A 21,968-nucleotide genomic window follows, 5' to 3' on the forward strand; every position below is an offset into this window, starting at 1 on the left:
TATAACAATATTCAGAAAACAAGCATGTAACAACATTTCGGTAAAAATCGTCAAATTCCTTTCGACTCATCATTATTGCAGTATATTTCTTTAAAATAAAAAAGGTACCTTCCTGTTTCGGAAGGTACCTTAGAGTGTAGAGAAAGTCTCGGTATTTAAATGAAAGTAGTTGATCATTCCCATTCTAACTATTGTTAATGGATAGTGTAATATCTGTCTGTTAACCATTGGACGGAACGTTCGTTTTATATAATTTCTCATCAAGTAGGAGAGACGATCGCGGACTCCTGCGGTAGAACGGGCGGCCGAGACCGGGGTGTGGGTTTCACCTCGGGCTTGGACGTTCGTCCGCGGAAAGCATGCGATCGTCATCGACTACGGTATCGGGAGCACCGAATATTGACATAGGCTTCTCGACAAACTGAGGTACCTTCCTGTTTCGGAAGGTACCTACTTGTTTATAGTACGAATGGATTTTTGAGATCGACCCATTGGTACGTTTGTCCCCAGCTATTTTTAGCAAGCTCGGTAACTTTCTCGACTAGACTCAGATCGACCTCTTCTAGACTGCCCATCTCATTCGGATTGTAGTGGAACGCATACACCCGGGAAAGGAATTGATCGAATGGCAAGGACGCTTCTCCTTCTTCTTCCCCATTATTTCGAACCGTTGACCTGATTCCCTGTCCCCAGTTTTGGCCACTGTCGTTATTCGGATTGTAAAAGTACACCCTCATCTGACCTGATGGATCAGGTGCGATCCTTTGAATTGAGATCGCATGCAGTCCAAGAAGATCAGCATTCGCAGTCGTAACAAAAATCCCGACCGGGTTCGGATAGATGAGCTGATGCCCGCCGTTGAAATCTGGATGGTGAGTCGCATAAAATAGCTTCGCGAACTCGTCATAATCCGCTACGGCACCTGTGACCGGCTGAATACAGGATGAAAATTCTTTTGAAATCCATTGTCCATAAAAAGATGGGTTCACCCATTTGTGGCCATCTTCTCCTCTTAACGCACAACGCTTCATCATGTCATCATAGATGCGATCTAAGTGTGGCACTAACACTAGTGAAACGGGATCGAGCTCCGTATGAAGGTCCGGTGCAAGTCCTCCTGAAAGAAGCGATGAGTTGATCTCGATTCCTTCAAACATCATATCCACTTCGCCATCGCGACACGCTCTCGTTAACAGTTCTAATAAATAACCCGGATCATGCTGTGACCAAAGACTAATTCCCCGCGCAGACTGACACGTTGGGTTCAGACCTTGCCCAATTCCAAGTGGCTGTCCTAGAACGCTCACAACACCAGACAGTAAAAGACCAACTGCCGTAACGTCCTCAGAAAGGTTACGAGAAGCTAACAGATCTTTTTCAACTTCAGGAAGAAGCTCAAGCTCCACGATCCGTTCGAGTGCTGGAATAACGGGCGGGGATGATAGAACGCCTCGCTCGAGCATCCTCGCAAGCCCGTAAAGAGCCTGACACGTTGACCGATGAATCGCGAGGCTGATGATTTGTTTCACGATCTCAAAATGCTCGTTTAAATTTGCTTCACCTTTTTCCGTAAGATCAAGCGCAATCGTCAGGAGTTCTGTTTCATCGTGCTGAGCTAACTCCCTCACAAGGTCTGCATGAATCGGTGACACGATACCCGTATCACGCATGATGTTCGCAAACGCATCGGCCTCAGACACCTTTTCTGCTTTTGAAAGTGCCATGAACTCTTTCACATATTCTTGCTGATGCGTTTTACTCAACGATGTCGGTCCATTCAAGCTATCGATATACCGCTGAATACTCGCTTTCCCTTCAGGCGTGAGATCTGGCTCATCCAATAAGTTTTCAGCGTAGCTGATCATCTCCACGATACGGTTGACCATGATCGGTCGCTGTGACGTCAGCCGATCGATTTCATTCACGAACGTTGGAGCGAGAGAAGCTAATGATAGTTTGTTCGCGAGATATTGAAACAATAGGATCCCGCGCTTGTTTTCTTCCGTTTGACTGATGCGAGCTTCCTCTGTTTCAGGAGGGAAAATGAGTTCTAAGTTCAACGCCATAATCGTCGTGAGCAAATCCTTCGCTTCTTCAGCTTTCAGCTTCGAATGCTGAAGATCGCCTTTCGCAATCGCCAATAACCTTAACTCACTCAACACTTCAAATATAGAATAGTTACCATCTATTTTAAATGAACCAGAAACGAGCTTAGGCTGGAGCTTTCGTGGATTCTCCCACGGACCATCCTGAAAAATGCCTGCATTATCATACTCTTCTACAAGCTCATACAGCTCATCAAACATATTGCTATCGATCAAAACAGCCGCATGTCTAAGAACATCATCTACTACAGCTGGATTTGAACCGGTTGACAACGTTTGCAGACTTCTTGCAAACTGCTCTTGTTCATGATTTGAATATGAAGTTTTCATACTCACACATCCCCCAATTAGTTTAAGATAGCAATTTGTACCCGCTTCTTGATGAATAGAAACCTTTTTTTGTAAAATATTTTTATATTTTCACAAAATCAGCCGTATGAAGAGTTCTCTTCGGATAAGCTTGCTCACACTACCTTTTCCGCTTGATAACGACTGAATGCGAGAAGTCACTAAAACCTATCATTCTAACAACCATCATTTTTGTCTACACATGCGCCGTCTATTATAATAGAAGGACTGATAGCCTGAAGGAGGTTCTAGCAATGAAAGAAACCATCGCACTACATAAAGAATCATTTCTCGATGAACTAAAAGAGTTCTTGAAGATCCCTAGTATTTCTGCCGATCCTGCATACAAAGAGGATGTACAAAAAGGAGCTGGCTTTGTTGCAGACGCGCTCAAAAAAGCTAGCATGGAAAACATCGAGATCATCGAAACAGAAGGTCATCCAATCGTATACGCCGACTGGCTTCATGCAGAAGGAAAACCAACTGTGCTCATTTATGGTCACTACGACGTCCAGCCTGCAGATCCCCTCGAACTGTGGGAAACCCCTCCTTTCGAACCCGTCATCCGGGACGATAAGCTATTCGCCCGCGGTGCGACTGATGATAAAGGGCAGCTCTTCATCCACATCAAAGCGATGGAGCTTTTAATGAACGAACACGGCAAGCTTCCTGTTAATGTGAAGTTCTGCATCGAAGGCGAAGAGGAAATCGCGAGCCCTAACCTCGATCCTTTTATTAATGAAGAAAGTGAAAAGCTAAGCTGTGACGCGGTGCTCATTTCAGATACATCATTCATTGAAAAAGGCTTACCCGCAATCTGCACGTCGCTTCGCGGCGCACTTGCCATGGAAGTAAACGTGAAAACAGCAAACACCGATCTACACTCAGGCGTGTACGGTGGCGGTGTTCCGAATGCTGTTCACTCACTCGTCCGCCTTCTCGACTCTCTCCATGATGAGGATGGCAAAATTGCCGTAGAAGGCTTCTACGAAGGCGTCCCTGAACTAACAGATACGCTTCGAAAAGAAGTCGCAGAAATTCCGTCTGACGAAGAAGCGATGAAAAAAGAACTCGGCCTATCTGCTCTATATGGAGAAGAAGGCTTCTCGTTCAAAGAGCGAACTGGCCTCCGTCCGACCCTTGAAATCAACGGCATCACAGGAGGCTACCAGGGAGACGGCATCAAAACGATCGTTCCGTCTGAAGCGAGCGGAAAGATCAGCTGCCGTCTTGTTGGCGATCAAGACCCACAGCACATCTATGAGCTGATCGAAAAACACCTTGAAGCACAATGCCCAGAAGGCACAACGCTTTCCGTTAAACAGTTCATCAAGGCAAGACCGGTTGCTCTCGATTCTCGAAACCCAATGATTCAAAAAGCAGCGGACGCCTATGAAAACGTGTACGGAACGCGCGCTCTTTTCCCGAAAGAAGGCGGTTCGATCCCAATCGTCGAAGTCTTCGCAAGAGTGCTCGACGCACCCGTAGTCCTCATGGGCTTCGGTCTCCCATCTGAAAATCTTCACGCGCCAAACGAGCATTTTCATTTAGAGAACTTTACGAAGGGGATCGAGACGGTTGTGGCTTACTTGGAGTCGTTGTAGGAGGTATGCGGGGAGTTGTTTACCCAGGGCGATAGTTTCGCCGATATAAATGGATTTTCGCTGATATATTCTTAATTTCGCCGATATATCGTGATTTTCGCTGATATATTCTCTATTTCGCTGATGTATCCAGATTTTCGCCGATATCCAGCTCTCCCCCCTCTTTTACCCATACAAAACGCCAGCGATGCCGTGCACCGCTGGCGTTTTCCTTCTTTTATTAGACTAGTATGCTTTTAATTAGCTAATAAACTCTCAGTTTGGCTAATAAATTCGGATTTTGGACAATAAATCTCAGTTTTAGCTAATAAATCTTGATTTTAGACAATAAACAGAACAGGCCCCCGCTCGAAGACACCACAACAAGCGTAATCTCCTTCAAATCGCCCCCTACTCCCAAACCTCATCCAACTTATCCGCATGAAATTCAATCGCTCTCCGGTAGCTCAAGATCGCGTCATCACTCGTCGTCTCTACTAAATTCGTAAGCAAGAGTTCCATCGCCTCACCGTGTTCCCCGAGGTTATGTAGCGTCATCGAATAGAACACCTGGATCGCCCTGTTCTCAGGAAAGGTCTCCATCCCTTTTAAAAAGACAGCTTTCGATTTCTCGTAGTCTCCTAACGTTCGATATGTACTTCCTAAACCTAGCAGCGCTCCCTCTAACTCTTCAGTGGGAAGTCCTAGTTTGATCGCTTTTTCATAATATGGCACCGCTTCAGACTCTTTCCCTAATACATCAAAGCTCCAGGCGCACTGGTAATGAACCGAAGCATCCTCTGGAAATTCGTTTGCTAGTTTAACAAGCATCTCGTTCGCTTCTTGATGGTTGCCCTCTTGACGGTACCGAATCGCTCTCTCTACTTCTTTCTTCATCTTTTTCCACCTCTTACCATTCATTTAGGTATAGCTTATCATAGTTCCACATGGCGATTGCCCTTCTCCTATTTGACGCAATCAACAAATTAGACTATCATCTAATTAGATACTCATCTAATTATAAGAAAGGAGGATAACGTCTTGCAGTTAAATAGACTCGTAAATTTTCATAAGACACTCGGAGATCCAACTCGTATACGCATACTTACTTTACTCGCTACTGGTCCCCTTCATGGACAAGCGATCGCTGGCAAGCTTGGTTTAAAAGCGCCTACCATTACCCATCATATGATGAAATTAAGAGATACCGGCATCGTCTATCAGCGACGAGACAAGAACACCATCTACTACTACATAGATGAAAAGAAGTTCCGTTCCTATTCTGAAGCCCTGTCTAACATGCTTTATCATCCTGAACAAACGAAGGAGGACGATGCAATGAAAACACAAGCAGTGGTCAATAACTTTATGGCAAAAGACGGTACGTTAAAGCAGCTCCCTTCTCAGCGCAAAAAGAAGATCATTATCCTCAAGCACTTGATCAACGGATTAGAACGTGGGAGAAAGTATCCTGAAAAAGAGATCAATGAGTATATTAAAAAGTTCCATCCTGACTTTGCGACGATTCGAAGAGAATTTATCATCAATCATTTTATGTACCGGGAAAATAACATTTATGAACTAAACCCAGAAGAAATGTGGGCGACGATCGATTGAGAGCACGGAATGTGCTCTCTTCTTTTTTTAGCGGTTATTTATAGGCAATTTTTAAATATAACAATAGAAAGAGATATAATAGGGTTAAACGAAGGAGCCATTTTATCTAGGGGGGATACGTGTGGATCTATTTGTCTTTATTATCATCATTGTTGGGATGTCTTTTCTTTTTTTATACTTTGTCATCAAATACGACTTAAAAAAGAAAGAATTAGAGCTAGAAAATAAGAAACTAGATTTAGAGAATAGAAAGTTAGAACTCCACAGCGAAAATCAACCAGAGGAAAGGAATTAGCGATCAAAAAAAGCACTGCAACTTGCAGTGCTTCTTACTTCACATCTTACTTCTCAATCACACCACATGCGATGCGATCTCCCGCGTCACCAGATGGCTGTGATTCCATGTCGTCAGCTCCAGCGTGAATGACGAGCGCTGTGCCGCCTTCTTTAAGAAGAGAGTTATCTTCTCCTTCAGCAAGCGTTACTTTTTCGTTCATGATTTCTTTTTCAACCATGCCGTCCGCACTTACTTCAAGGTTTTCCATATCACCTGCATGCGGACCATCTTCTGATTCTGTTCCATGACTAACGTCCGCTGGATTAAAGTGGCCGCCTGCAGACTTAAAATCAGGTGCTTCGCACTTTCCTGTTTCATGAATGTGGAAGCCGTGCTCCCCTTCAGGAAGATCGGAAGCTTGAAGGTTGATCGTGACTCCTTTGTTCTCTTCCGTAATTTCAGCTGTACCCACTTCATTTCCTTCAGCATCCTTCATCGTCACCATGACAGATTTGGAAGCTTCCTCTTCTTTTGTACCTTCATCCGTTGCGCCTTCATCGGAACCTTCATTCTCCATCGTCGAATTATTCTCCGAGCCAGATTCCTCCTGGTTTGACGTATTTCCTCCACAGGCTGTTAGTACAAGAACTAACGTTACCACCATCAAGACGGTATACCATTTTTTCATACGAACCTCTCCCTTCTAAGCAGTTGTTATAACCATCTTTACACACTCAAGAACGTGGTAAACCTTCCAGATGGGAATTGCATCCATGTTCCTATGATCTTTTTTTATCATGACGTTCTTTCGTCTCTAATTTGGATAGCGTATCTGTTCTTCAAGAGACTTGAGACATAGTCGAACAAATTTATTCATCAAAAAAAGTTGATTAATTAGTTGTAATCCAAAATGATATCGTTTACACTATACTTAATCAAGAAAATTTGATGATTAGAGGTGAGAGGAAAATGGCCTTAGACCTTCCTTTATACGACGAAAAGCTCATCAACACGTTTACTAAGTACGAAAAGAAGTTCAAAGCACTTTCAGATCAGAAGAGACTTCACATCATGCACGAACTTACACAAGCTGGAGAGCAGTGCGTATGTGACCTTACCGACAAGCTAAACCTACCACAATCGAAGCTATCCTATCACCTGAAGATACTTACCGATGCAGAGCTGATCACAAAGGAATTAAGAGGAACATGGAGCTACTATCGCTTGAACAAAAAAGAAGTGAACCATTTATTATCAGAAGAACTTTGCTGTTTGTTCCGTACCAATGACGGTTGTTAATTTTTTTAACCAATACATCAAAAAAAATTGATTAAGGAGAGGATTTAGATGAGAACACATATTGGACTTAACGTAACGGACCTAAAGGCTTCAATCGAATTTTATACGAAGGTATTCAACAGTGAACCTGTAAAAGTGAAAGATGACTACGCGAAGTTTCTACCTAAAGAGCCTTCCGTAAACTTCACTCTGAATCTAAAAAATGAGGTAACGGGCAATCAGGTTGGACACTTCGGACTACAGGTCGAGAGTCATGATGATGTGATGCGACATAAAGAAAGACTTGAGAAGCTAGGCTTTTTCGCCCGGGAAGAAATGAACACGAACTGCTGCTATGCCCTTCAAGATAAATTCTGGGTGACAGATCCTGATGGCAATGAGTGGGAGTATTTCTATACGAAACAAGATAGCGAAGAAACTGAGAAAGCTGTTTCAAGCAGCTGTTGTTAAACTGTAATAAAAAAGCGACCAAAGTTGGTCGCTTTTTCTTATTTCTCTACCATCAAACTTCTAAGGAAATCTAACACCATTTCATTATAGAGATGAGGGTTCTCGATGTTCGCAATATGGCCCGCCCCAGGGAGAAGACCGATGTTTATATGATTATTCTTACTCTTCACATAAGCTGCTGCTTCCACTTCATACAGCTCATTGCTGCCGTTCAACAACAGTGTAGGCGTTTTAAGTGAAGATAGCGTTTCTTCTTGAATCACCGGATAGTTAAACGTCATTAGATCGTTTACCTTCATTAACGTATCGTACCACTTCGCACCGTGAATCTCTTTGAAATAGTCCGCCGTATCAGGATCTGTATCTTCCAGGTTAGAGAAATGCTTATGCTGCTCATCCAGCTTGCCTTTCAGATGATCTGGTACAAACGGCGTATAGCCTGTTAAAATCAGTCCTTTTACTAAGTCAGGTCGTTTGATCGCAGTATGTATAGATAAAGTTGCACCAAGAGAAAGACCAAGTAAATACGCCGGCCCGTTTGCTTCTAAATCTTCCACCAGCCACTCAACGGCCGTCTCAATGTAATCCTGATTCGCATCGATCGATGATACGCCGTGACCCGGAAGATCAGGTGTGATCACCTCATAATGCGTAGAGAAAAATCCCTTCTGTGTTTGAAAATGAAGGTCTCCTGTTCCCATGAAACCATGTAGCATATAAATTCGTTCCATTACCATTCACCGCCACTTCTAATTTTCTTACCTCTTCACTTTAACATAAACAAAAGCAGCGCAATAAAGCCGCTGCTCGAACTTACACGGTTGTTGTTTCTTCTTGCACAGACCAATCGAATTGATCACTCTTAAGCCACTTCCAAAGCGCTTCGATATCCTTCGAGAAGACGCGATCTTCTTTAATTGTAGGGACGACATCTCTTCCTTCCGCATGAAGCTTCTGGACAGATGTTGAAGCGTGTTTCAGCTCTCGATACTCGAGCGCTTGCATCGCACAGATCAATTCGATCGCAACGACCTTTTGAGCGTTGATCACGATTTGATATGCGTGACGCGCCCCGATCGTACCCATGCTCACGTGATCCTCCTGATTCGCAGAGGAAGGAATGCTATCGACACTTGCCGGGTGTGCGAGAGTTTTATTTTCAGATACAAGTGAGGCTGCAGCGTATTGCATAATCATCGCACCGGACTGAAGGCCAGGGTTCGGACTTAAGAACCCTGGAAGATCGTTAAGCTGCGGATTCACCAGTCTTTCGATCCGTCGCTCTGAGATATTCGCCATTTCAGCCACTGCTATCTTCAAAAAGTCCATCGCCAAGGCAATTGGTTGACCATGAAAGTTGCCGCCTGAAACGATCGTTTCTCCGTCGTCGAAAATAAGCGGGTTATCAGTTGCTGCGTTCATTTCGATCTCAAGCTTTTCTTTTACATATGAAAGACTCTGTCTCGAAGCGCCGTGAACCTGTGGAATACATCTTAGAGAATAAGCATCTTGTACCCGCTTCTCTCCCTGATGGGTGATGAGCTTACTATCACTCGTAATCGTGCGAATGCGTTTCGCAACAGCTATTTGCTCACGATACCCACGCGCTTCATGGATAGCAGGATGAAACGCATCGATGATTCCTTCGAGTGCTTCAAGCGTCATCGAAGCGATCCAATCGCTTTGGTCGAAAAGTCGTTCCGCTTCGATATAGTTGATCACACCCATCGCCGTCATCGCCTGTGTCCCATTTATCAGGGCTAGACCCTCTTTTGCTTTCAAAGGAAGAGGTTTATAGCCAAGTTCATCATACACTTCTGATGTTTGACGAATGTCCCCTTTGTAGTGAACCTCTCCTTCTCCAACTAACACGAGCGCAAGATGTGAAAGCGGTGCGAGATCACCCGAAGCTCCAAGTGACCCTTGACTCGGAATAACGGGAATCATTCCCTCGTTCGCTAGATCACGTAGACGCTCAACGACACATGGCCTCACACCAGAGAAACCTTTGATCAACGCGTTGAGCCTAAGAACGACCATCGCTTTACTAACATCGACTGGAAAATGCTCCCCAACTCCGCAAGCATGTGAGCGGATGAGGTGAAGCTGCAGCTCGTCGACATTTTTATCTGGAATAAGAACGTCGCTGAACTTTCCAAATCCTGTGTTGATTCCATAAACGGTCTTCCCTGTCGCAACGATCTTCTCAACCGCTTTGCGACTTTTCTTCACTTTCTCCATACTCGACGGGTGAATCGAGACATCTTCGTCTCCGTATATGATCTTCTTCATCTCTTTTAACGTTAAATCAGATCCGGTTAACAATATCATGGTTCATTCTCCTCCCAGTTTTTCAAGGCTATACAAAAAGGAGACGACAATGGTACATAGCGTACCATCGCCGTCTCCTGATCACTCATCACTATAGACAGCTTTATCCTATATGGTTGATACCTAAACCGAACGTTTCGTGTTCAAGTCCTTTTACGGGAGCGCCGATCGTTCCGTAGAACGCGACTGCGATCCACTCTCCCTCATCAAAATGCTCATACGGTGTGCCTCTGACGACCGCAAACCTCAACCCTACGGTGCGCATCATGTTTCCTGCTCCGATTTGTCCGCGCATCACACCTTCTAATGCTTCTAAAATGGCGTGATAAAGCGCATGGGTCTCACGGTAAAGTTCATCTGAGATGATGCTATTTCGTTTCGCAGCTGTTTCCACAGCTGAAATAACTTTTTCCATGTTCATCGAACCAGCTTTGCCCTGACAGTACTCAACATCTTTCAGTTGCGCTGAAAAAGGCTCTAATTCCTCTGGTGTCAAACTCGCCACCAGCATTGCTAGTTTTCCAATCTTAATTTGCGGCATATGCGTCACCTATCCAGTACTCCACTAATCACTAGTATCTTATTAAATTGTATGCGTTTTCAGAATCATATGTCAATAGAATTGAGGTAAGTTTTACCCTGTTATCATGCTAGATAACTAGCGTAGTAAAGGGATTTCTGGCCCTCTTTTTGCTTGTGGTAACGTTTTCCAATAACTTGATAAAAATTGCAATTTGTCGAATAGTGTTGAAATTCGCGCGATTACTTGTATAATAAAAGTTGTGACAAAATTGTCAGAAATATTGAAATAAACTAAAAGAGGAGCGACTCACATGGAAAGTTTTTTATCGAGCATCATTGATTATTCAAACAACATCCTCTGGGGTTACGTACTGATCGCAGGGTTACTCGGGCTCGGCGTTTACTTCACGATCGCGTCCCGCTTTGTACAATTTCGTTTTTTTGGAGAAATGATTCGTGTACTTGGAGAAAAACCTGATTTTAAAGATGGAAAGAGAAATATTTCACCGTTTAAATCCTTCTGTGTCGGCGCTGCCACACGAATCGGTACCGGTAACCTCGCAGGTGTGGCCGTGGCGATTACGCTTGGTGGCCCAGGGGCAGTCTTCTGGATGTGGATCGTAGCCCTTCTCGGCGGTGCAACCGCATTCATCGAAAGCACGTTAGCTCAAGTTTATAAGGTGAAAGACTCAAAAGCCTTCCGCGGAGGACCTGCTTACTATATTGAAAAAGGACTTAAGAAAAGATGGTTAGGTGTTCTTTTCGCAGTCATCATCACGATCACGTTTGGACTCATTTTCAATTCTGTTCAAAGTAATACGATTGCGCTTGCGTTTGAAAATGCATTTGGTATGAACCGTCTAGCAATGGGATTAATCATTACGGCACTAACAGGACTCGTTATCTTTGGTGGCGTACACCGAATCGCAAATTTATCGAGTGTGATCGTCCCTGTTATGGCCGTGCTTTATATCGCGATCGCTATGGTCGTACTGTTTATTAACATTTCAGAACTGCCGGCTGTCATTTCTCTTATCGTAGGACATGCCTTTGGTCTCGAGCAGGCATTCGGTGGTGCAGTTGGTGCTGCGATCATGAACGGTGTGAAACGTGGATTATTCTCAAACGAAGCCGGAATGGGTAGTGCACCGAACGCGGCAGCGACGTCAACAACGTCACACCCGGCAAAACAAGGTCTTATCCAGTCATTAGGTGTTTTTGTCGATACGATTCTAGTATGTTCTTCAACAGCATTCATCATCTTGCTAGCACCCGTGTTTCAAGCGGGAGATGTATCTGGTATCGAATTGCTTCAGAATTCACTAAATGCGCATATCGGCGGTTGGGCTGGAATCTTCATTTCGGTATCGATCCTACTATTCGCATTCAGTTCAATCATCGGGTCTTATTATTACGGTGAGACGAACATCGAATTCATTAAAGAAAGCAAGACCGCTCTATTCATTTTCCGTATCGCAACGATGGCATTCGTACTGATTGGATCTGTCTCAAGCTTAAGTCTCGTATGGAAGATGGCCGACCTCTTCATGGCACTTATGACGATCATCAACTTGATTGCAATCGCCATGCTAGGTAAAGTAGCTGCTAAAGTGTTAAAAGACTATGAGACACAGCGTAAAGCAGGTAAAAACCCAACATTTACGCCTAAAGACCTCGGTATCGAAGGTGCTGAAGCTTGGGAGGATGAAGAAGATCAAGAGGAAAAGAAGAAAGCAGCGATGTAAAGAGAGAGCCTGGGTTCCCAGGCTCTTTTCGAATGAAAAGATTACTAGCTCAGCTGCAACTAAATTTTTACTACCCTTTCCTTTTGAAAAATAGGTTTGTCTTAAGTATGATGGTAGTAGGAAAACCCGCATTAGTGGATGTATTGAATACTAGAACCTGAAGGAGTGGAAAACATGAACAACAGTCAATTCGATAAGATCAAAAACGGAAATGGATTTATCGCTGCGCTCGACCAGAGTGGCGGAAGTACCCCAAAGGCACTAGCAGCATATGGTGTTCCAGAAGATGCTTATTCTAACGAAGACGAAATGTTTGATCGTGTGCACCAAATGCGTACTAGAATCATTACCTCCCCAGCGTTTAATGGTGACAAAATCATTGGAGCAATCCTGTTTGAACAAACGATGGATCGTGAAATTGAAGGAAAGTACACCGCAGACTATCTTGCAGACAAAGGCATCGCTCCTTTCCTAAAAGTAGACAAAGGTCTCGCTGAACAAGAAAATGGCGTTCAGCTTATGAAGCCAATCCATGATTTAGACGAGACGCTTAGACGAGCAAATGAACGAAAGATTTTTGGTACGAAGATGCGCTCCGTTATTCATGAGCCAAATAAGAGCGGTATCAAAGCTGTTGTCGACCAGCAGTTTGAAGTCGGTAAACAGATCATAAACGCGGACCTTGTTCCAATTATCGAACCAGAAGTGAACATTCACAGTAACGACAAGGAAAAATCCGAAGAAATTCTACGTGATGAAATCCTGAAGCACTTGAACAACTTAACTGAAAACGAAAACGTGATGCTCAAGCTGACGATTCCAACGAAAGCGAATGCGTACAAAGAATTGATCGACCACCCTCGCGTCGTTCGTGTCGTTGCACTATCTGGCGGTTACTCTCGCGATGAAGCAAATGAGAAGCTAAAAGAAAACGACGGATTGATCGCAAGCTTTTCTAGAGCATTAGCTGGTGATCTAAACGCAAACCAAACTGATGATGAGTTTAACGCAGCACTACAAAACGCTGTCGACTCTATTTACGACGCTTCGGTCAATAAAAAATAAAACTCTCGAAAAGGTGCGTTCCCCCATGGGTAACGCACCTTTTTTCCTTTTAGTAAACGGTAAACTTGTGCCGCTCCAATAACTACAATGAAACCAACGAAAAGTACTCCTGCTCCTTTAATCGAAACACACAGGATGCTGAGAGAAAAGTAGGTTTCCTTATCAATACTGCTTAGTAAAAAGAAGGTAATGAACATGGTCAATAAATAAGTGAATGGGTTATAAAGCTGTTAGACTATGACTTAGGTCTACTAGATAGTGAAAATGACACTCCGCTCGTCACACCGATCGAAAGACCGATCACTAATCCAATCACCGTATCCTCTACTATTGGAATAAAAACAAAATACCCTATGCTCATTCCAATGATGATCCACACTAAAAACAGCAGCGCCTCTTTCCTCCCCAATCTGATCGTCCTCCTTAAACTGTTTTTCCAACATACCATTCTTACTATGTAGGACGTTTCAGCATTCAAAAAGTTTCCAATTTTTACAGGAGAACATAAAAAAAGCACCCTATTCAAGTTGAATAGGTGCTTAATTGCTGCTCTAATTAGATTTTCTCGTATTCCTACTCCAGGCTAAATCGTTATCCATCATTTTTTTCGCTGCATAAATAAGAATGAACTGAATGACGATGATCGGTAGCCCCATCAATCCTGAGACAACGGAGAGTGGGGGTAATCCACCGATGCGCATGAGGATGAGTGCAAATGCGGTAATGATCATTGCGATAATGATCCGTAACATTTTCGGAGGTTCATACTTACTCATATCTCTCGTACTCGTATATGCTGCAACCGTGTAAGTTGTAGAATCGAGCGTTGTTGTTAAAAAGATAAGTGCAACAACCATAAAGATCATAATCGATACTTCTCCTAGCGGAAGCGTTTGGAGAATTTCTGGAATGGCAGCCATCCGTTCATCCTCTTGAACGAGTTTTAATATTGAAAGGTCTCCTTCAAGGTATCGCTGAACGCCAAGTCCACCCAATACACCTGTAGCAATCCAAGAGATCATTGTTGGTGCCAGGAGATACGTAAGAATCATTTCTTTGATCGTTCTTCCTCTCGAAATCTTTGCAGCGAACACACTATGTAACATCGCCCATGTTGCACTGTAAGCGAACCAGAACACCGTGTTGCTTTGGATGTGAGAAGCTTTGCCTTCGTAAACTGACTCAGTGTTTAGTGAAAGGTTAAGATAATTTGTTAATAAAAACGCGACGCTATCAGAAAAATAGTTTAATATGAAGACCCCGGGACCCGCGATCAAAACAAATACAGCAAATATTCCTGCGAGATACATGTTCATCGTGCTGAGACGTTTGATTCCTTTTTCAATTCCTAAATAAGCGCTGAGTGAGAATAAGAACACCCATACGATCGTCACGAGAATCGTCATCCCGAACGTCACTTCCGTATTGAGTAAGTTCGATAGATTATGCGTGATGATTGGCGCTCCAAGACCCAAAGTCACAGATGCACCGGCAAGTATACTAATAAGGAAAAGGATATCGAGGGCTCTTCCTCCCCATCCATCTGTGAACTTATCTCCAAATAAAACGCGGCATGCTTCAGAAATCCTCATCAAAGGCCGCTTTTTTACATGTAGAATGTACCCCATTGCAGGAGCACTCATAACGAAAATAGCAAATACTTGGAACCCCCATAGAAACATGCTATATGCGTTCCCCCATAAAAGGGCTTCAGCTGATCCAGCACTCACTCCTGCTGGTGGATCGTTCGCGACTGATGTCCACTGAAGCATCCCGGTCCTCATAATCGTTGAACCAACGCCCATTGCGATTAAAATTGAAGCGTATTCAAAAAGCGTGAAGCGAGGTTTTTCTGTAGGGTCTCCTAGTACGACTTGGCCGTATTTTGAAAAAGCGAAGTACAATCCTGCTACGACTAGAATGATGCCGTACCATAGATACCCCCAGCTAAACACATCCACTATGGTATCAAAGATTGAATTAAGTAAGCTTAAAGACTCTGCTTCATACATAGCAAAAGGTATACTGATCGCAATCATGATCAGTACAGATGGAACAAAAATCTTGTAATCGATTAACTTCTCCGAACTCATGATATCCCTCTCTATCTCTATCCTAATTTCTTTCAAATTTTCATTACCCGGAAATGGAAGAGACATAACGGTTTGAAATAGGGTTTTTCATCCAATTCTTACTAAAAAAGGCGTTTAGGGACATGTTCACTCTTTCGCCCAGTGTATTGATTGACGGTACCTCGCTCACCTGGTATAGTCATTATGTTTAAAGGATTAAACGTTTAATAATATAAACGTAAATGAAAGGAACGACACTTACATGAAAACAGCACTTATTACAGGGGCGTCTACTGGTATAGGAAAACAGTTTGCATACACATTAGCAGAAAAAGGATTGAACGTGATTCTTGTCTCTCGAACGAAAGAAAAGCTAGACCGAATCGCTCACGACCTCAAGAAGACCTATAACGTACAAGCAATCGTGATACCTAAAGACTTGAGTATTGAAGGAAACGCGCAGGAAGTATACGATAACGTTCATTCAATGGGGTTCACTGTCGACATGCTGATCAATAACGCAGGCGCAGGTACAACGGGGGAACTTTTAGAAAAAACAGCTGAGAAAAACCATCAACAGGTTATGCTGAACGTTACGTCTGTTGTTGATCTGACTCATCTATTCTTACAAGACATGGTTTCAAAGGGAAAAGGAGAGATCATCAACATCTCATCTATGGCAGCGTTCCAACCTATTCCATACATGTCGATCTACGCTGCAACAAAAGCATTCGCCCTATCTTTCTCTGAAGGATTGCACGAAGAGTACAAAAAGAAAGGCATTCACGTGATGGCCGTTTGTCCTGGAAATACTGAAACAGAATTTTTCAACGAAGCGCCAGACGCGATTAAGGCTGGCAAGATGAGGACTTCAAAACAAGTGGTAGACACGACCTTACGTGGGTTAAAGAAAGGGAAAAGCTCGATCATCGATGGACGAATGAACGTTGCAACATCTTTCCTTCCACGTTTATTGCCTAGAAGAACTGTTACAAAGATCAGCTCTTCTCTTATGAAAAAAAGTATGAAGAACTAAAAAAGTCCGGTCTCATGATGAGATCGGACTTTTAACATGTGTTATAGAAACAAATAAGCAAGTGGCGTAACAATGATAATCGTCAAAATCGTACGCTCTACCCAGATCACGAGTAGTTTTGGAATACTCACTGGAATATTCGTTGACAGGATACAAGGAATGAGCGCTGAGAAAAACAGAATCGCAGAAACGGATACCGTTCCGATCACGAACTTTGTGATCAATGGAGCATCCACTACGAGAAGTGCTGGTAAAAACATTTCTGCGATTTCCATCGCGGAAGCTTTTGCTGCGAGAAGTGGCTCCGGAACTTGCATAATCCAAGTAAATGGATAGAAAATATACCCTAGAATATCGAACACCGGCGTGAATTCAGCGAGCACAAGTCCAAGCAAGCCTACCGACAAGATGGAAGGTAGAATAGCAGCCGTCATTATGAAGCCATCCTTTAAGTTCATCCATACGTTTTTTCCAAGTGATGGAGACTTTGCTGCAGCAGCCATCGCTTGACTCCATGCTGCCTTCACGCGGTTTTCTTTAATAACTTCTTCTGGACTTCCTTCCCCGTCATAGTACGCTTCACTCATTTTATTCAATGGCCAAATCCGAACCGTGATAGCGGTTACAAGAAACGTCGTAAAGAGCGTGAGCCAGAAATAGATGTTCCACACTTCCATCAGTCCGAGCGTTTTTGCGACAACGATCATAAATGTCGCAGATACGGTCGAGAACCCTGTAGCTATGATCGTCGCTTCCTTAATCGTGTACTTTCCTTCTTTAAACACACGGTTCGTAATCAACAACCCGATCGAATAGCTCCCTACGAACGATGCGACCGCATCGATCGCAGAACGACCAGGCGTTTTCCAAATCGGTCTCATGACAGGTTGAAGGATGACGCCGATAAACTCTAATAACCCATAGCCTACGAGCAACGCAAGAAAAACCGAACCGATCGGAACGAGTAATCCAACAGGAATCACGAGTTTCTCGAATAAAAACGGTCCCATCCCTGGGCTGAATAACCACGCCGGCCCGAATTCAAACATCAGCATGAGTGCAACGAGGACACCTAGTACTTTAAAAAGGGATAGTCCTATGTTGACTGCGTCTTTATTCCACGTCTTATTGATAAACGGATAGATTGCTCCAATCACTATGACAAGGAGTGCGTAGTAAGGAACAACTGAAGTGAACGTCGTCGTGATATACGTTACGATGTGATCGAGTGGGATCGATGACTTACCTCCGATTGTAATCGGGACGAAAAAAGTAAAGATTCCAATCAAACTAAAGCCGAAAAATTTCAGCAGCTGAGAAAATGAGGGTCTAGCGGGCTGAACATGAACCTCTTGTTTCACTGTTTCCATGTCATTCCTCCAATTGATTGAATGTTCTGATAGTTGTAGGTAGAGGGTTGCCCCTCTTATCTGCTGCAATAACCAGTCAAAAACGACAGCATTACATGAACCGCACTTTTCACCGCCATGTCACCAACGTCTTTCCTCGGATCGAGGCAAACGATATCCATCGCCTTCACTTTCGGATGCTCACCAGCGATTTGTACCGCATCGAAAAGTTCATTCGTAAACATTCCACCAGGTGTCGCAGCAGGTGCAGCAGGATTGTGGGTAATATCGAGAACGTCCATATCGACTGTTAAATAGATCGTATCAACTGTTTTGTTCAGCTCAGCAAGTGCTTCCTGAACAACAGAGGTGATCCCCCTCTTTCGCGCCTGCTTCATCGTTGTGTAATGGACTCCTTGTTCATCCGCATAGTCCTTCAGCTCCCTCGCATTGAAAAAGCCGTGAAGTCCGATGTTATGAACATGCTTTCCTTCGATGGTTCCACTTTCGAGCAAGTTTCGTATCGGCGTACCGTTTGCTGGACCGATATCTGTAAGATCTCTTAAATCAAAGTGCGTATCGAACTGCAAGATCCCGATCGTCTCATTCGGATTCGCTCTCTTTAACCCTTTTACAAGCATGGCTGTGATCGAATGATCGCCACCCATCGTGACTTGCATCGTATGAGAATGATGGCGTTTCATCGCCACCATCGCCTCCTCGATGTTTTGATGCGTTTGTGCAATATCTGTAATGTGTTGTTTCACATCACCTAAATCGACTGCTTTAAGTGAAGTGAGGTCAACGTCTTCATCAAGGTTATACGTACCGAACGACTTCCACATCCCGCGCATCGCATCTGGATTTTCACTCGCTGCAGAAGTGGAAATCGATGATTTGGAAAGAGGAATGCCAAGAATCGTGACATCGACATCCTCCCAGTTTGGCGGTGACTCCCCAATCGCTTCGATCCACTCATGCACCTTTAGGTCACTCGTCTTATCGCTTTGCTTCGACCAGATTCTACTCGGGCGATCTAACAATGGGTATGGATAACTCATACGAGCTGCCCTCCAACTACGCGTGGCACACCTGCTTTTATAACTGTATCGACGTGGTTCATTCCATACTGATACGAAAGGAAAAGATAGTTCGGTACGTTAAAAATCGTGACATCTGCTTTCTTTCCAGATTCAAGACTTCCTGCCTGATCCGCACAGCCAATCGCATGTGCCGCGTTAACAGTGGTAGCTGTTAACACTTCTTCAGGCTTCATCCCCATGTTTAAACAGCCGAGGTTCATGATGAACGGAAGGGAAATTGTTGGAGAAGACCCTGGATTCGCATCTGTTGAAAGAGCTACAGCTACTCCCGCATCGATCATCTTCCGTGCTTCCGCAAATTCAGCCATAAGGAAGAAAGCTGTTCCAGGAAGAAGGACTCCAACAACTCCCGCTTCCGCCATATCCTTGATACCTTGATCAGATGCACGAAGCAGGTGATCCGCTGAAATCGCACCAACGGATGCGGCGAGTTCTGCTCCAGCGTATGGCTCGATTTCATCAGCATGAATCTTAGGAATCAATCCATACTCTTTCCCCGCCTGTAAAATTCGTCTCGACTGCTCTGGTGTAAAGACGCCTCGCTCACAGAACACATCGTTGAACGTTGCTAGGTTACGCTTTGCAACTTCTGGAATCATCTCATTGATCACGCGATCCACGAACACGTCAGGATTTTCTTTTTCATCCATCGGAATCGCATGAGCACCCATGAATGTCGACACAAGATCTACCGGATGATCTTTTCCAAGTTGATCCGCGACTTCTAGCTGCTTCATTTCATGCTCGAGCGTTAACCCATAGCCGCTCTTCGCTTCGACTGTCGTTACGCCATGAAGCAAAAATTGATCGAGGCGTTTTTTCGATTGTTCGTAAAGCTCCTCATGACTCGCTGCCTGAGTTGCGCGTGTTGTCGCATGAATGCCGCCGCCCGCTTCCATAATATCCATGTAGGCTTTTCCTTCTAATCTCATCGCATATTCGTTCTCTCTCGTTCCTGCATGAACAAGGTGCGTATGAGGATCGATCAAACCAGGGGTAACGACCTTCCCTGTTGCATCAATGTGTTCATCGTTCTTCACAGACTTCCCGTACTTCTCGAGAAATACATCTGTCTTCCCTACTTCGACAATCTTGCCATCTTCCATATAAACGGCACCATTTTCAATGATGTCAAGCTTCGACATCGCTTCTTTAACCGCTGGTTTCTCTGTATGTCCAGCCATCGTGATAAGCTGTGCTGCATGTGTGATTAGTAATTTCATACGTCTCTCCCTCCTATTGCTTATTCATCATCGGAATGTTAATGTTTTTGTCTTTCGCAGTCTTTTCAGCAAGTTCATAACCTGCATCGACATGACGTGCGACACCCATACCAGGATCTGTAGTAAGTACACGCTCAAGACGTGCCTCCGCATCTTTCGTTCCATCAGCTACAATGACCATTCCAGCATGTAAGGAATAACCCATTCCTACGCCGCCACCGTGATGGACGCTCACCCAGCTTGCGCCTCCAACACTATTGATCATCGCGTTCAAGATCGGCCAATCTGCCACCGCATCACTGCCATCTTTCATCGATTCTGTTTCACGGTTTGGTGAAGCGACTGATCCTGAATCGAGGTGATCACGACCGATAACGATCGGTGCGCTAAGCTCTCCGCTCGCAACCATATCGTTAATGATCTTTCCAAAACGAGCGCGCTCGCCGTAACCAAGCCAGCAAATACGAGACGGAAGCCCCTGGAAGCTGATCTTCTTCCTCGCCATCTTGATCCAATTGCAAAGGTGCTCATTATCACTGAACTCTTTTAAAATCACTTCATCCGTTTTGTAAATATCTTCAGGGTCACCAGAAAGAGCTACCCAGCGGAAAGGCCCTTTTCCTTCACAGAACTGAGGTCGAATATACGCTGGAACGAACCCAGGAAAATCAAACGCATTCTCGATTCCTTCGTCCTTCGCTACTTGGCGAATGTTATTTCCGTAATCAAACGTCACGGCACCTTTCTTCTGCATATCAAGCATCGCCTGAACGTGCATCGCAATGCTTTTCTTAGAAAGCGTCGTATACTGTTCGGCATTACTCTTTCGAAGCTCTTCTGCTTCTTTTAAGCTCATCGAAACTGGAACATATCCATTTAACGGATCATGTGCAGACGTTTGGTCCGTCAGCACATCTGGAATAAACCCTCGCTTGATCATCTCTGGCAGCAACTCCGCCGTATTCCCAAGGAGTCCGATCGATAGCGCTTCACCTTTCTGCTTCGCATCTTCTGCAAGCTTGATCGCCTCATCAAGACTTTCTGTAGATGTATCGAGGTACTTCGTATCAAGTCGACGCTGAATGCGATGCTGATCGATTTCGATCGCGATACAAACACCACCGTTTAACGTGACAGCGAGTGGCTGAGCTCCACCCATACCCCCAAGGCCAGCAGTTAACGTAATCGTTCCTTTTAAGCTACCGTCATAATGCTGCTTCGCAAGCTCACCAAACGTTTCATAGGTTCCTTGCACGATTCCCTGACTTCCGATATAAATCCAGCTTCCTGCTGTCATTTGACCATACATCATGAGTCCTTTTCGATCGAGCTCCTGGAAATGCTCCCAGTTTGCCCACGCAGGCACGAGGTTCGAGTTCGCAATCAATACTTTCGGCGCGTCTTTGTGCGATTTAAAAACGGCCACAGGCTTTCCGGATTGAATCAGTAACGTTTCATCTTCTTCAAGTTTCTTAAGTGAATCGACGATCGCTTCGTAACATTCCCAGTTACGTGCCGCTTTTCCAATCCCACCGTACACAACGAGCTCATCAGGATTTTCCGCCACATCTGGATGGAGGTTATTGTTCAGCATCCTTAGCGCAGCTTCCTGAATCCATCCTTTCGTATTCAACGTCGTTCCTCTATATTGTTCAACTTTACCTGTTTTCGTTTCTGACATCATCTTCACTCCTCTAACCTTCTTTGATACTTTTATGCTAGCATTCAAAAAGTTCAGAAAATAGATGATGCTCTTTTGAATAATAGAAATCACTTCACATTGTGATAATTCAATTATGTAAAATACCGTCACTTAATAGCATTTATTTTAGTTTTTATAAAA

General features: G+C 44.1%; 20 protein-coding genes. 8 read left to right on the forward strand and 12 right to left on the reverse strand.

Going from position 1 to position 21,968, the window contains the following annotated elements; translation table 11 throughout:
* Positions 1 to 458 precede the first annotated feature (458 nt).
* On the reverse strand, positions 459 to 2,435 hold the full coding sequence (locus tag ACXADT_RS20500) for a hypothetical protein (protein ID WP_474832629.1): 1,977 nt from the start codon (positions 2,433 to 2,435) through the stop codon (positions 459 to 461).
* Between the two features lie 272 nt (positions 2,436 to 2,707).
* On the opposite strand from ACXADT_RS20500, the gene ACXADT_RS20505 reads away from it, so the two are divergent.
* On the forward strand, positions 2,708 to 4,057 hold the full coding sequence (locus ACXADT_RS20505) for a dipeptidase (RefSeq protein WP_474832631.1): 1,350 nt from the start codon (positions 2,708 to 2,710) through the stop codon (positions 4,055 to 4,057).
* Between the two features lie 390 nt (positions 4,058 to 4,447).
* Here the strand turns inward: ACXADT_RS20505 and ACXADT_RS20510 are convergent, their stop codons facing one another.
* A complete protein-coding gene (locus tag ACXADT_RS20510; RefSeq protein ID WP_474832633.1) occupies positions 4,448 to 4,933 on the reverse strand; it encodes a tetratricopeptide repeat protein in 486 nt (161 codons plus the stop codon).
* Positions 4,934 to 5,077: 144 nt separating this feature from the next.
* Here ACXADT_RS20510 and ACXADT_RS20515 point away from each other — a divergent pair, with 144 nt between their 5' ends.
* Together ACXADT_RS20515 and ACXADT_RS20520 are read left to right on the forward strand one after the other, a co-directional pair.
* Positions 5,078 to 5,653 carry a DUF2087 domain-containing protein gene (locus ACXADT_RS20515; RefSeq protein ID WP_270180831.1) on the forward strand — a complete coding sequence of 192 codons (576 nt, stop codon included), beginning with the start codon at positions 5,078 to 5,080 and terminating at the stop codon, positions 5,651 to 5,653.
* Between the two features lie 121 nt (positions 5,654 to 5,774).
* Positions 5,775 to 5,948 carry a hypothetical protein gene (locus ACXADT_RS20520; protein ID WP_270180830.1) on the forward strand — a complete coding sequence of 58 codons (174 nt, stop codon included), beginning with the start codon at positions 5,775 to 5,777 and terminating at the stop codon, positions 5,946 to 5,948.
* 46 nt (positions 5,949 to 5,994) lie between these two features.
* On the opposite strand, the gene ACXADT_RS20525 is transcribed toward ACXADT_RS20520, so the two are convergent.
* Positions 5,995 to 6,618 carry a superoxide dismutase family protein gene (locus tag ACXADT_RS20525; protein ID WP_474832635.1) on the reverse strand — a complete coding sequence of 208 codons (624 nt, stop codon included), beginning with the start codon at positions 6,616 to 6,618 and terminating at the stop codon, positions 5,995 to 5,997.
* Positions 6,619 to 6,899: 281 nt separating this feature from the next.
* Between ACXADT_RS20525 and ACXADT_RS20530 the strand changes: the two genes are divergently transcribed.
* A complete protein-coding gene (locus ACXADT_RS20530; protein WP_474832637.1) occupies positions 6,900 to 7,229 on the forward strand; it encodes an ArsR/SmtB family transcription factor in 330 nt (109 codons plus the stop codon).
* 48 nt (positions 7,230 to 7,277) lie between these two features.
* Complete coding sequence (locus ACXADT_RS20535) at positions 7,278 to 7,679, forward strand: ArsI/CadI family heavy metal resistance metalloenzyme (RefSeq protein WP_474832638.1); 402 nt, start codon at positions 7,278 to 7,280, stop codon at positions 7,677 to 7,679.
* A gap of 38 nt (positions 7,680 to 7,717) precedes the next feature.
* On the opposite strand, the gene ACXADT_RS20540 is transcribed toward ACXADT_RS20535, so the two are convergent.
* The 3 genes from ACXADT_RS20540 to hutP all read right to left on the reverse strand — a co-directional run bounded on the left by ACXADT_RS20540 (position 7,718) and on the right by hutP (position 10,551).
* A complete protein-coding gene (locus ACXADT_RS20540) occupies positions 7,718 to 8,410 on the reverse strand; it encodes an alpha/beta fold hydrolase (protein WP_474832640.1) in 693 nt (230 codons plus the stop codon).
* 82 nt (positions 8,411 to 8,492) lie between these two features.
* Positions 8,493 to 10,010: a histidine ammonia-lyase gene (gene hutH / locus ACXADT_RS20545; RefSeq protein ID WP_474832642.1), complete on the reverse strand. Its 1,518-nt coding sequence runs from the start codon at positions 10,008 to 10,010 to the stop codon at positions 8,493 to 8,495.
* A gap of 103 nt (positions 10,011 to 10,113) precedes the next feature.
* Positions 10,114 to 10,551, reverse strand: a complete 438-nt coding sequence (gene hutP, locus ACXADT_RS20550; protein ID WP_270180824.1) for a hut operon transcriptional regulator HutP — start codon at positions 10,549 to 10,551, stop codon at positions 10,114 to 10,116.
* A gap of 292 nt (positions 10,552 to 10,843) precedes the next feature.
* Here hutP and ACXADT_RS20555 point away from each other — a divergent pair, with 292 nt between their 5' ends.
* Positions 10,844 to 12,277 carry an alanine/glycine:cation symporter family protein gene (locus ACXADT_RS20555; protein ID WP_474832643.1) on the forward strand — a complete coding sequence of 478 codons (1,434 nt, stop codon included), beginning with the start codon at positions 10,844 to 10,846 and terminating at the stop codon, positions 12,275 to 12,277.
* Between the two features lie 174 nt (positions 12,278 to 12,451).
* A complete protein-coding gene (locus ACXADT_RS20560) occupies positions 12,452 to 13,342 on the forward strand; it encodes a fructose bisphosphate aldolase (RefSeq protein WP_474832645.1) in 891 nt (296 codons plus the stop codon).
* Positions 13,343 to 13,577: 235 nt separating this feature from the next.
* On the opposite strand, the gene ACXADT_RS20565 is transcribed toward ACXADT_RS20560, so the two are convergent.
* Complete coding sequence (locus ACXADT_RS20565) at positions 13,578 to 13,751, reverse strand: hypothetical protein (protein WP_474832646.1); 174 nt, start codon at positions 13,749 to 13,751, stop codon at positions 13,578 to 13,580.
* Positions 13,752 to 13,893: 142 nt separating this feature from the next.
* A complete protein-coding gene (locus ACXADT_RS20570) occupies positions 13,894 to 15,435 on the reverse strand; it encodes a BCCT family transporter (RefSeq protein WP_474813706.1) in 1,542 nt (513 codons plus the stop codon).
* Positions 15,436 to 15,676: 241 nt separating this feature from the next.
* Between ACXADT_RS20570 and ACXADT_RS20575 the strand changes: the two genes are divergently transcribed.
* The gene (locus ACXADT_RS20575; RefSeq protein WP_474832648.1) at positions 15,677 to 16,450 is read left to right on the forward strand and encodes an SDR family NAD(P)-dependent oxidoreductase; all 774 of its coding nucleotides are present in this window, start codon (positions 15,677 to 15,679) and stop codon (positions 16,448 to 16,450) included.
* A gap of 41 nt (positions 16,451 to 16,491) precedes the next feature.
* On the opposite strand, the gene ACXADT_RS20580 is transcribed toward ACXADT_RS20575, so the two are convergent.
* The 4 genes from ACXADT_RS20580 to hutU are packed head-to-tail and all read right to left on the reverse strand — an operon-like array spanning position 16,492 to position 21,809.
* Positions 16,492 to 17,820, reverse strand: coding sequence for a YjiH family protein (locus tag ACXADT_RS20580; RefSeq protein ID WP_474832651.1), 1,329 nt, complete (start codon positions 17,818 to 17,820; stop codon positions 16,492 to 16,494).
* Between the two features lie 56 nt (positions 17,821 to 17,876).
* The gene (locus ACXADT_RS20585) at positions 17,877 to 18,860 is read right to left on the reverse strand and encodes an agmatinase family protein (protein WP_474832652.1); all 984 of its coding nucleotides are present in this window, start codon (positions 18,858 to 18,860) and stop codon (positions 17,877 to 17,879) included.
* Positions 18,857 to 20,125 carry an imidazolonepropionase gene (gene hutI / locus ACXADT_RS20590; protein WP_474832653.1) on the reverse strand — a complete coding sequence of 423 codons (1,269 nt, stop codon included), beginning with the start codon at positions 20,123 to 20,125 and terminating at the stop codon, positions 18,857 to 18,859. Before hutI ends, ACXADT_RS20585 begins: the two co-directional genes overlap by 4 nt.
* Positions 20,126 to 20,138: 13 nt before the next feature.
* Positions 20,139 to 21,809 (reverse strand): urocanate hydratase, encoded by a 1,671-nt coding sequence (hutU, locus tag ACXADT_RS20595; protein WP_474832655.1) that lies wholly within the window; start codon positions 21,807 to 21,809, stop codon positions 20,139 to 20,141.
* Between the last annotated feature and the right edge of the window lie 159 nt (positions 21,810 to 21,968).

The sequence above is a fragment of the Anaerobacillus sp. ABR4_321 genome (genome assembly GCF_056158505.1).

Bases quoted from the DNA above. Each gene is read 5' to 3' on its own strand.
- ACXADT_RS20500 (WP_474832629.1), bottom strand. From the start codon at position 2,435: ATGAAAACTTCATATTCAAATCATGAACAAGAGCAGTTTGCAAGAAGT.
- ACXADT_RS20505 (WP_474832631.1), top strand. From the start codon at position 2,708: ATGAAAGAAACCATCGCACTACATAAAGAATCATTTCTCGATGAACTA.
- ACXADT_RS20510 (WP_474832633.1), bottom strand. From the start codon at position 4,933: ATGAAGAAAGAAGTAGAGAGAGCGATTCGGTACCGTCAAGAGGGCAAC.
- ACXADT_RS20525 (WP_474832635.1), bottom strand. From the start codon at position 6,618: ATGAAAAAATGGTATACCGTCTTGATGGTGGTAACGTTAGTTCTTGTA.
- ACXADT_RS20530 (WP_474832637.1), top strand. From the start codon at position 6,900: ATGGCCTTAGACCTTCCTTTATACGACGAAAAGCTCATCAACACGTTT.
- ACXADT_RS20535 (WP_474832638.1), top strand. From the start codon at position 7,278: ATGAGAACACATATTGGACTTAACGTAACGGACCTAAAGGCTTCAATC.
- ACXADT_RS20540 (WP_474832640.1), bottom strand. From the start codon at position 8,410: ATGGAACGAATTTATATGCTACATGGTTTCATGGGAACAGGAGACCTT.
- hutH (WP_474832642.1), bottom strand. From the start codon at position 10,010: ATGATATTGTTAACCGGATCTGATTTAACGTTAAAAGAGATGAAGAAG.
- hutP (WP_270180824.1), bottom strand. From the start codon at position 10,551: ATGCCGCAAATTAAGATTGGAAAACTAGCAATGCTGGTGGCGAGTTTG.
- ACXADT_RS20555 (WP_474832643.1), top strand. From the start codon at position 10,844: ATGGAAAGTTTTTTATCGAGCATCATTGATTATTCAAACAACATCCTC.
- ACXADT_RS20560 (WP_474832645.1), top strand. From the start codon at position 12,452: ATGAACAACAGTCAATTCGATAAGATCAAAAACGGAAATGGATTTATC.
- ACXADT_RS20570 (WP_474813706.1), bottom strand. From the start codon at position 15,435: ATGAGTTCGGAGAAGTTAATCGATTACAAGATTTTTGTTCCATCTGTA.
- ACXADT_RS20575 (WP_474832648.1), top strand. From the start codon at position 15,677: ATGAAAACAGCACTTATTACAGGGGCGTCTACTGGTATAGGAAAACAG.
- ACXADT_RS20580 (WP_474832651.1), bottom strand. From the start codon at position 17,820: ATGGAAACAGTGAAACAAGAGGTTCATGTTCAGCCCGCTAGACCCTCA.
- ACXADT_RS20585 (WP_474832652.1), bottom strand. From the start codon at position 18,860: ATGAGTTATCCATACCCATTGTTAGATCGCCCGAGTAGAATCTGGTCG.
- hutI (WP_474832653.1), bottom strand. From the start codon at position 20,125: ATGAAATTACTAATCACACATGCAGCACAGCTTATCACGATGGCTGGA.
- hutU (WP_474832655.1), bottom strand. From the start codon at position 21,809: ATGATGTCAGAAACGAAAACAGGTAAAGTTGAACAATATAGAGGAACG.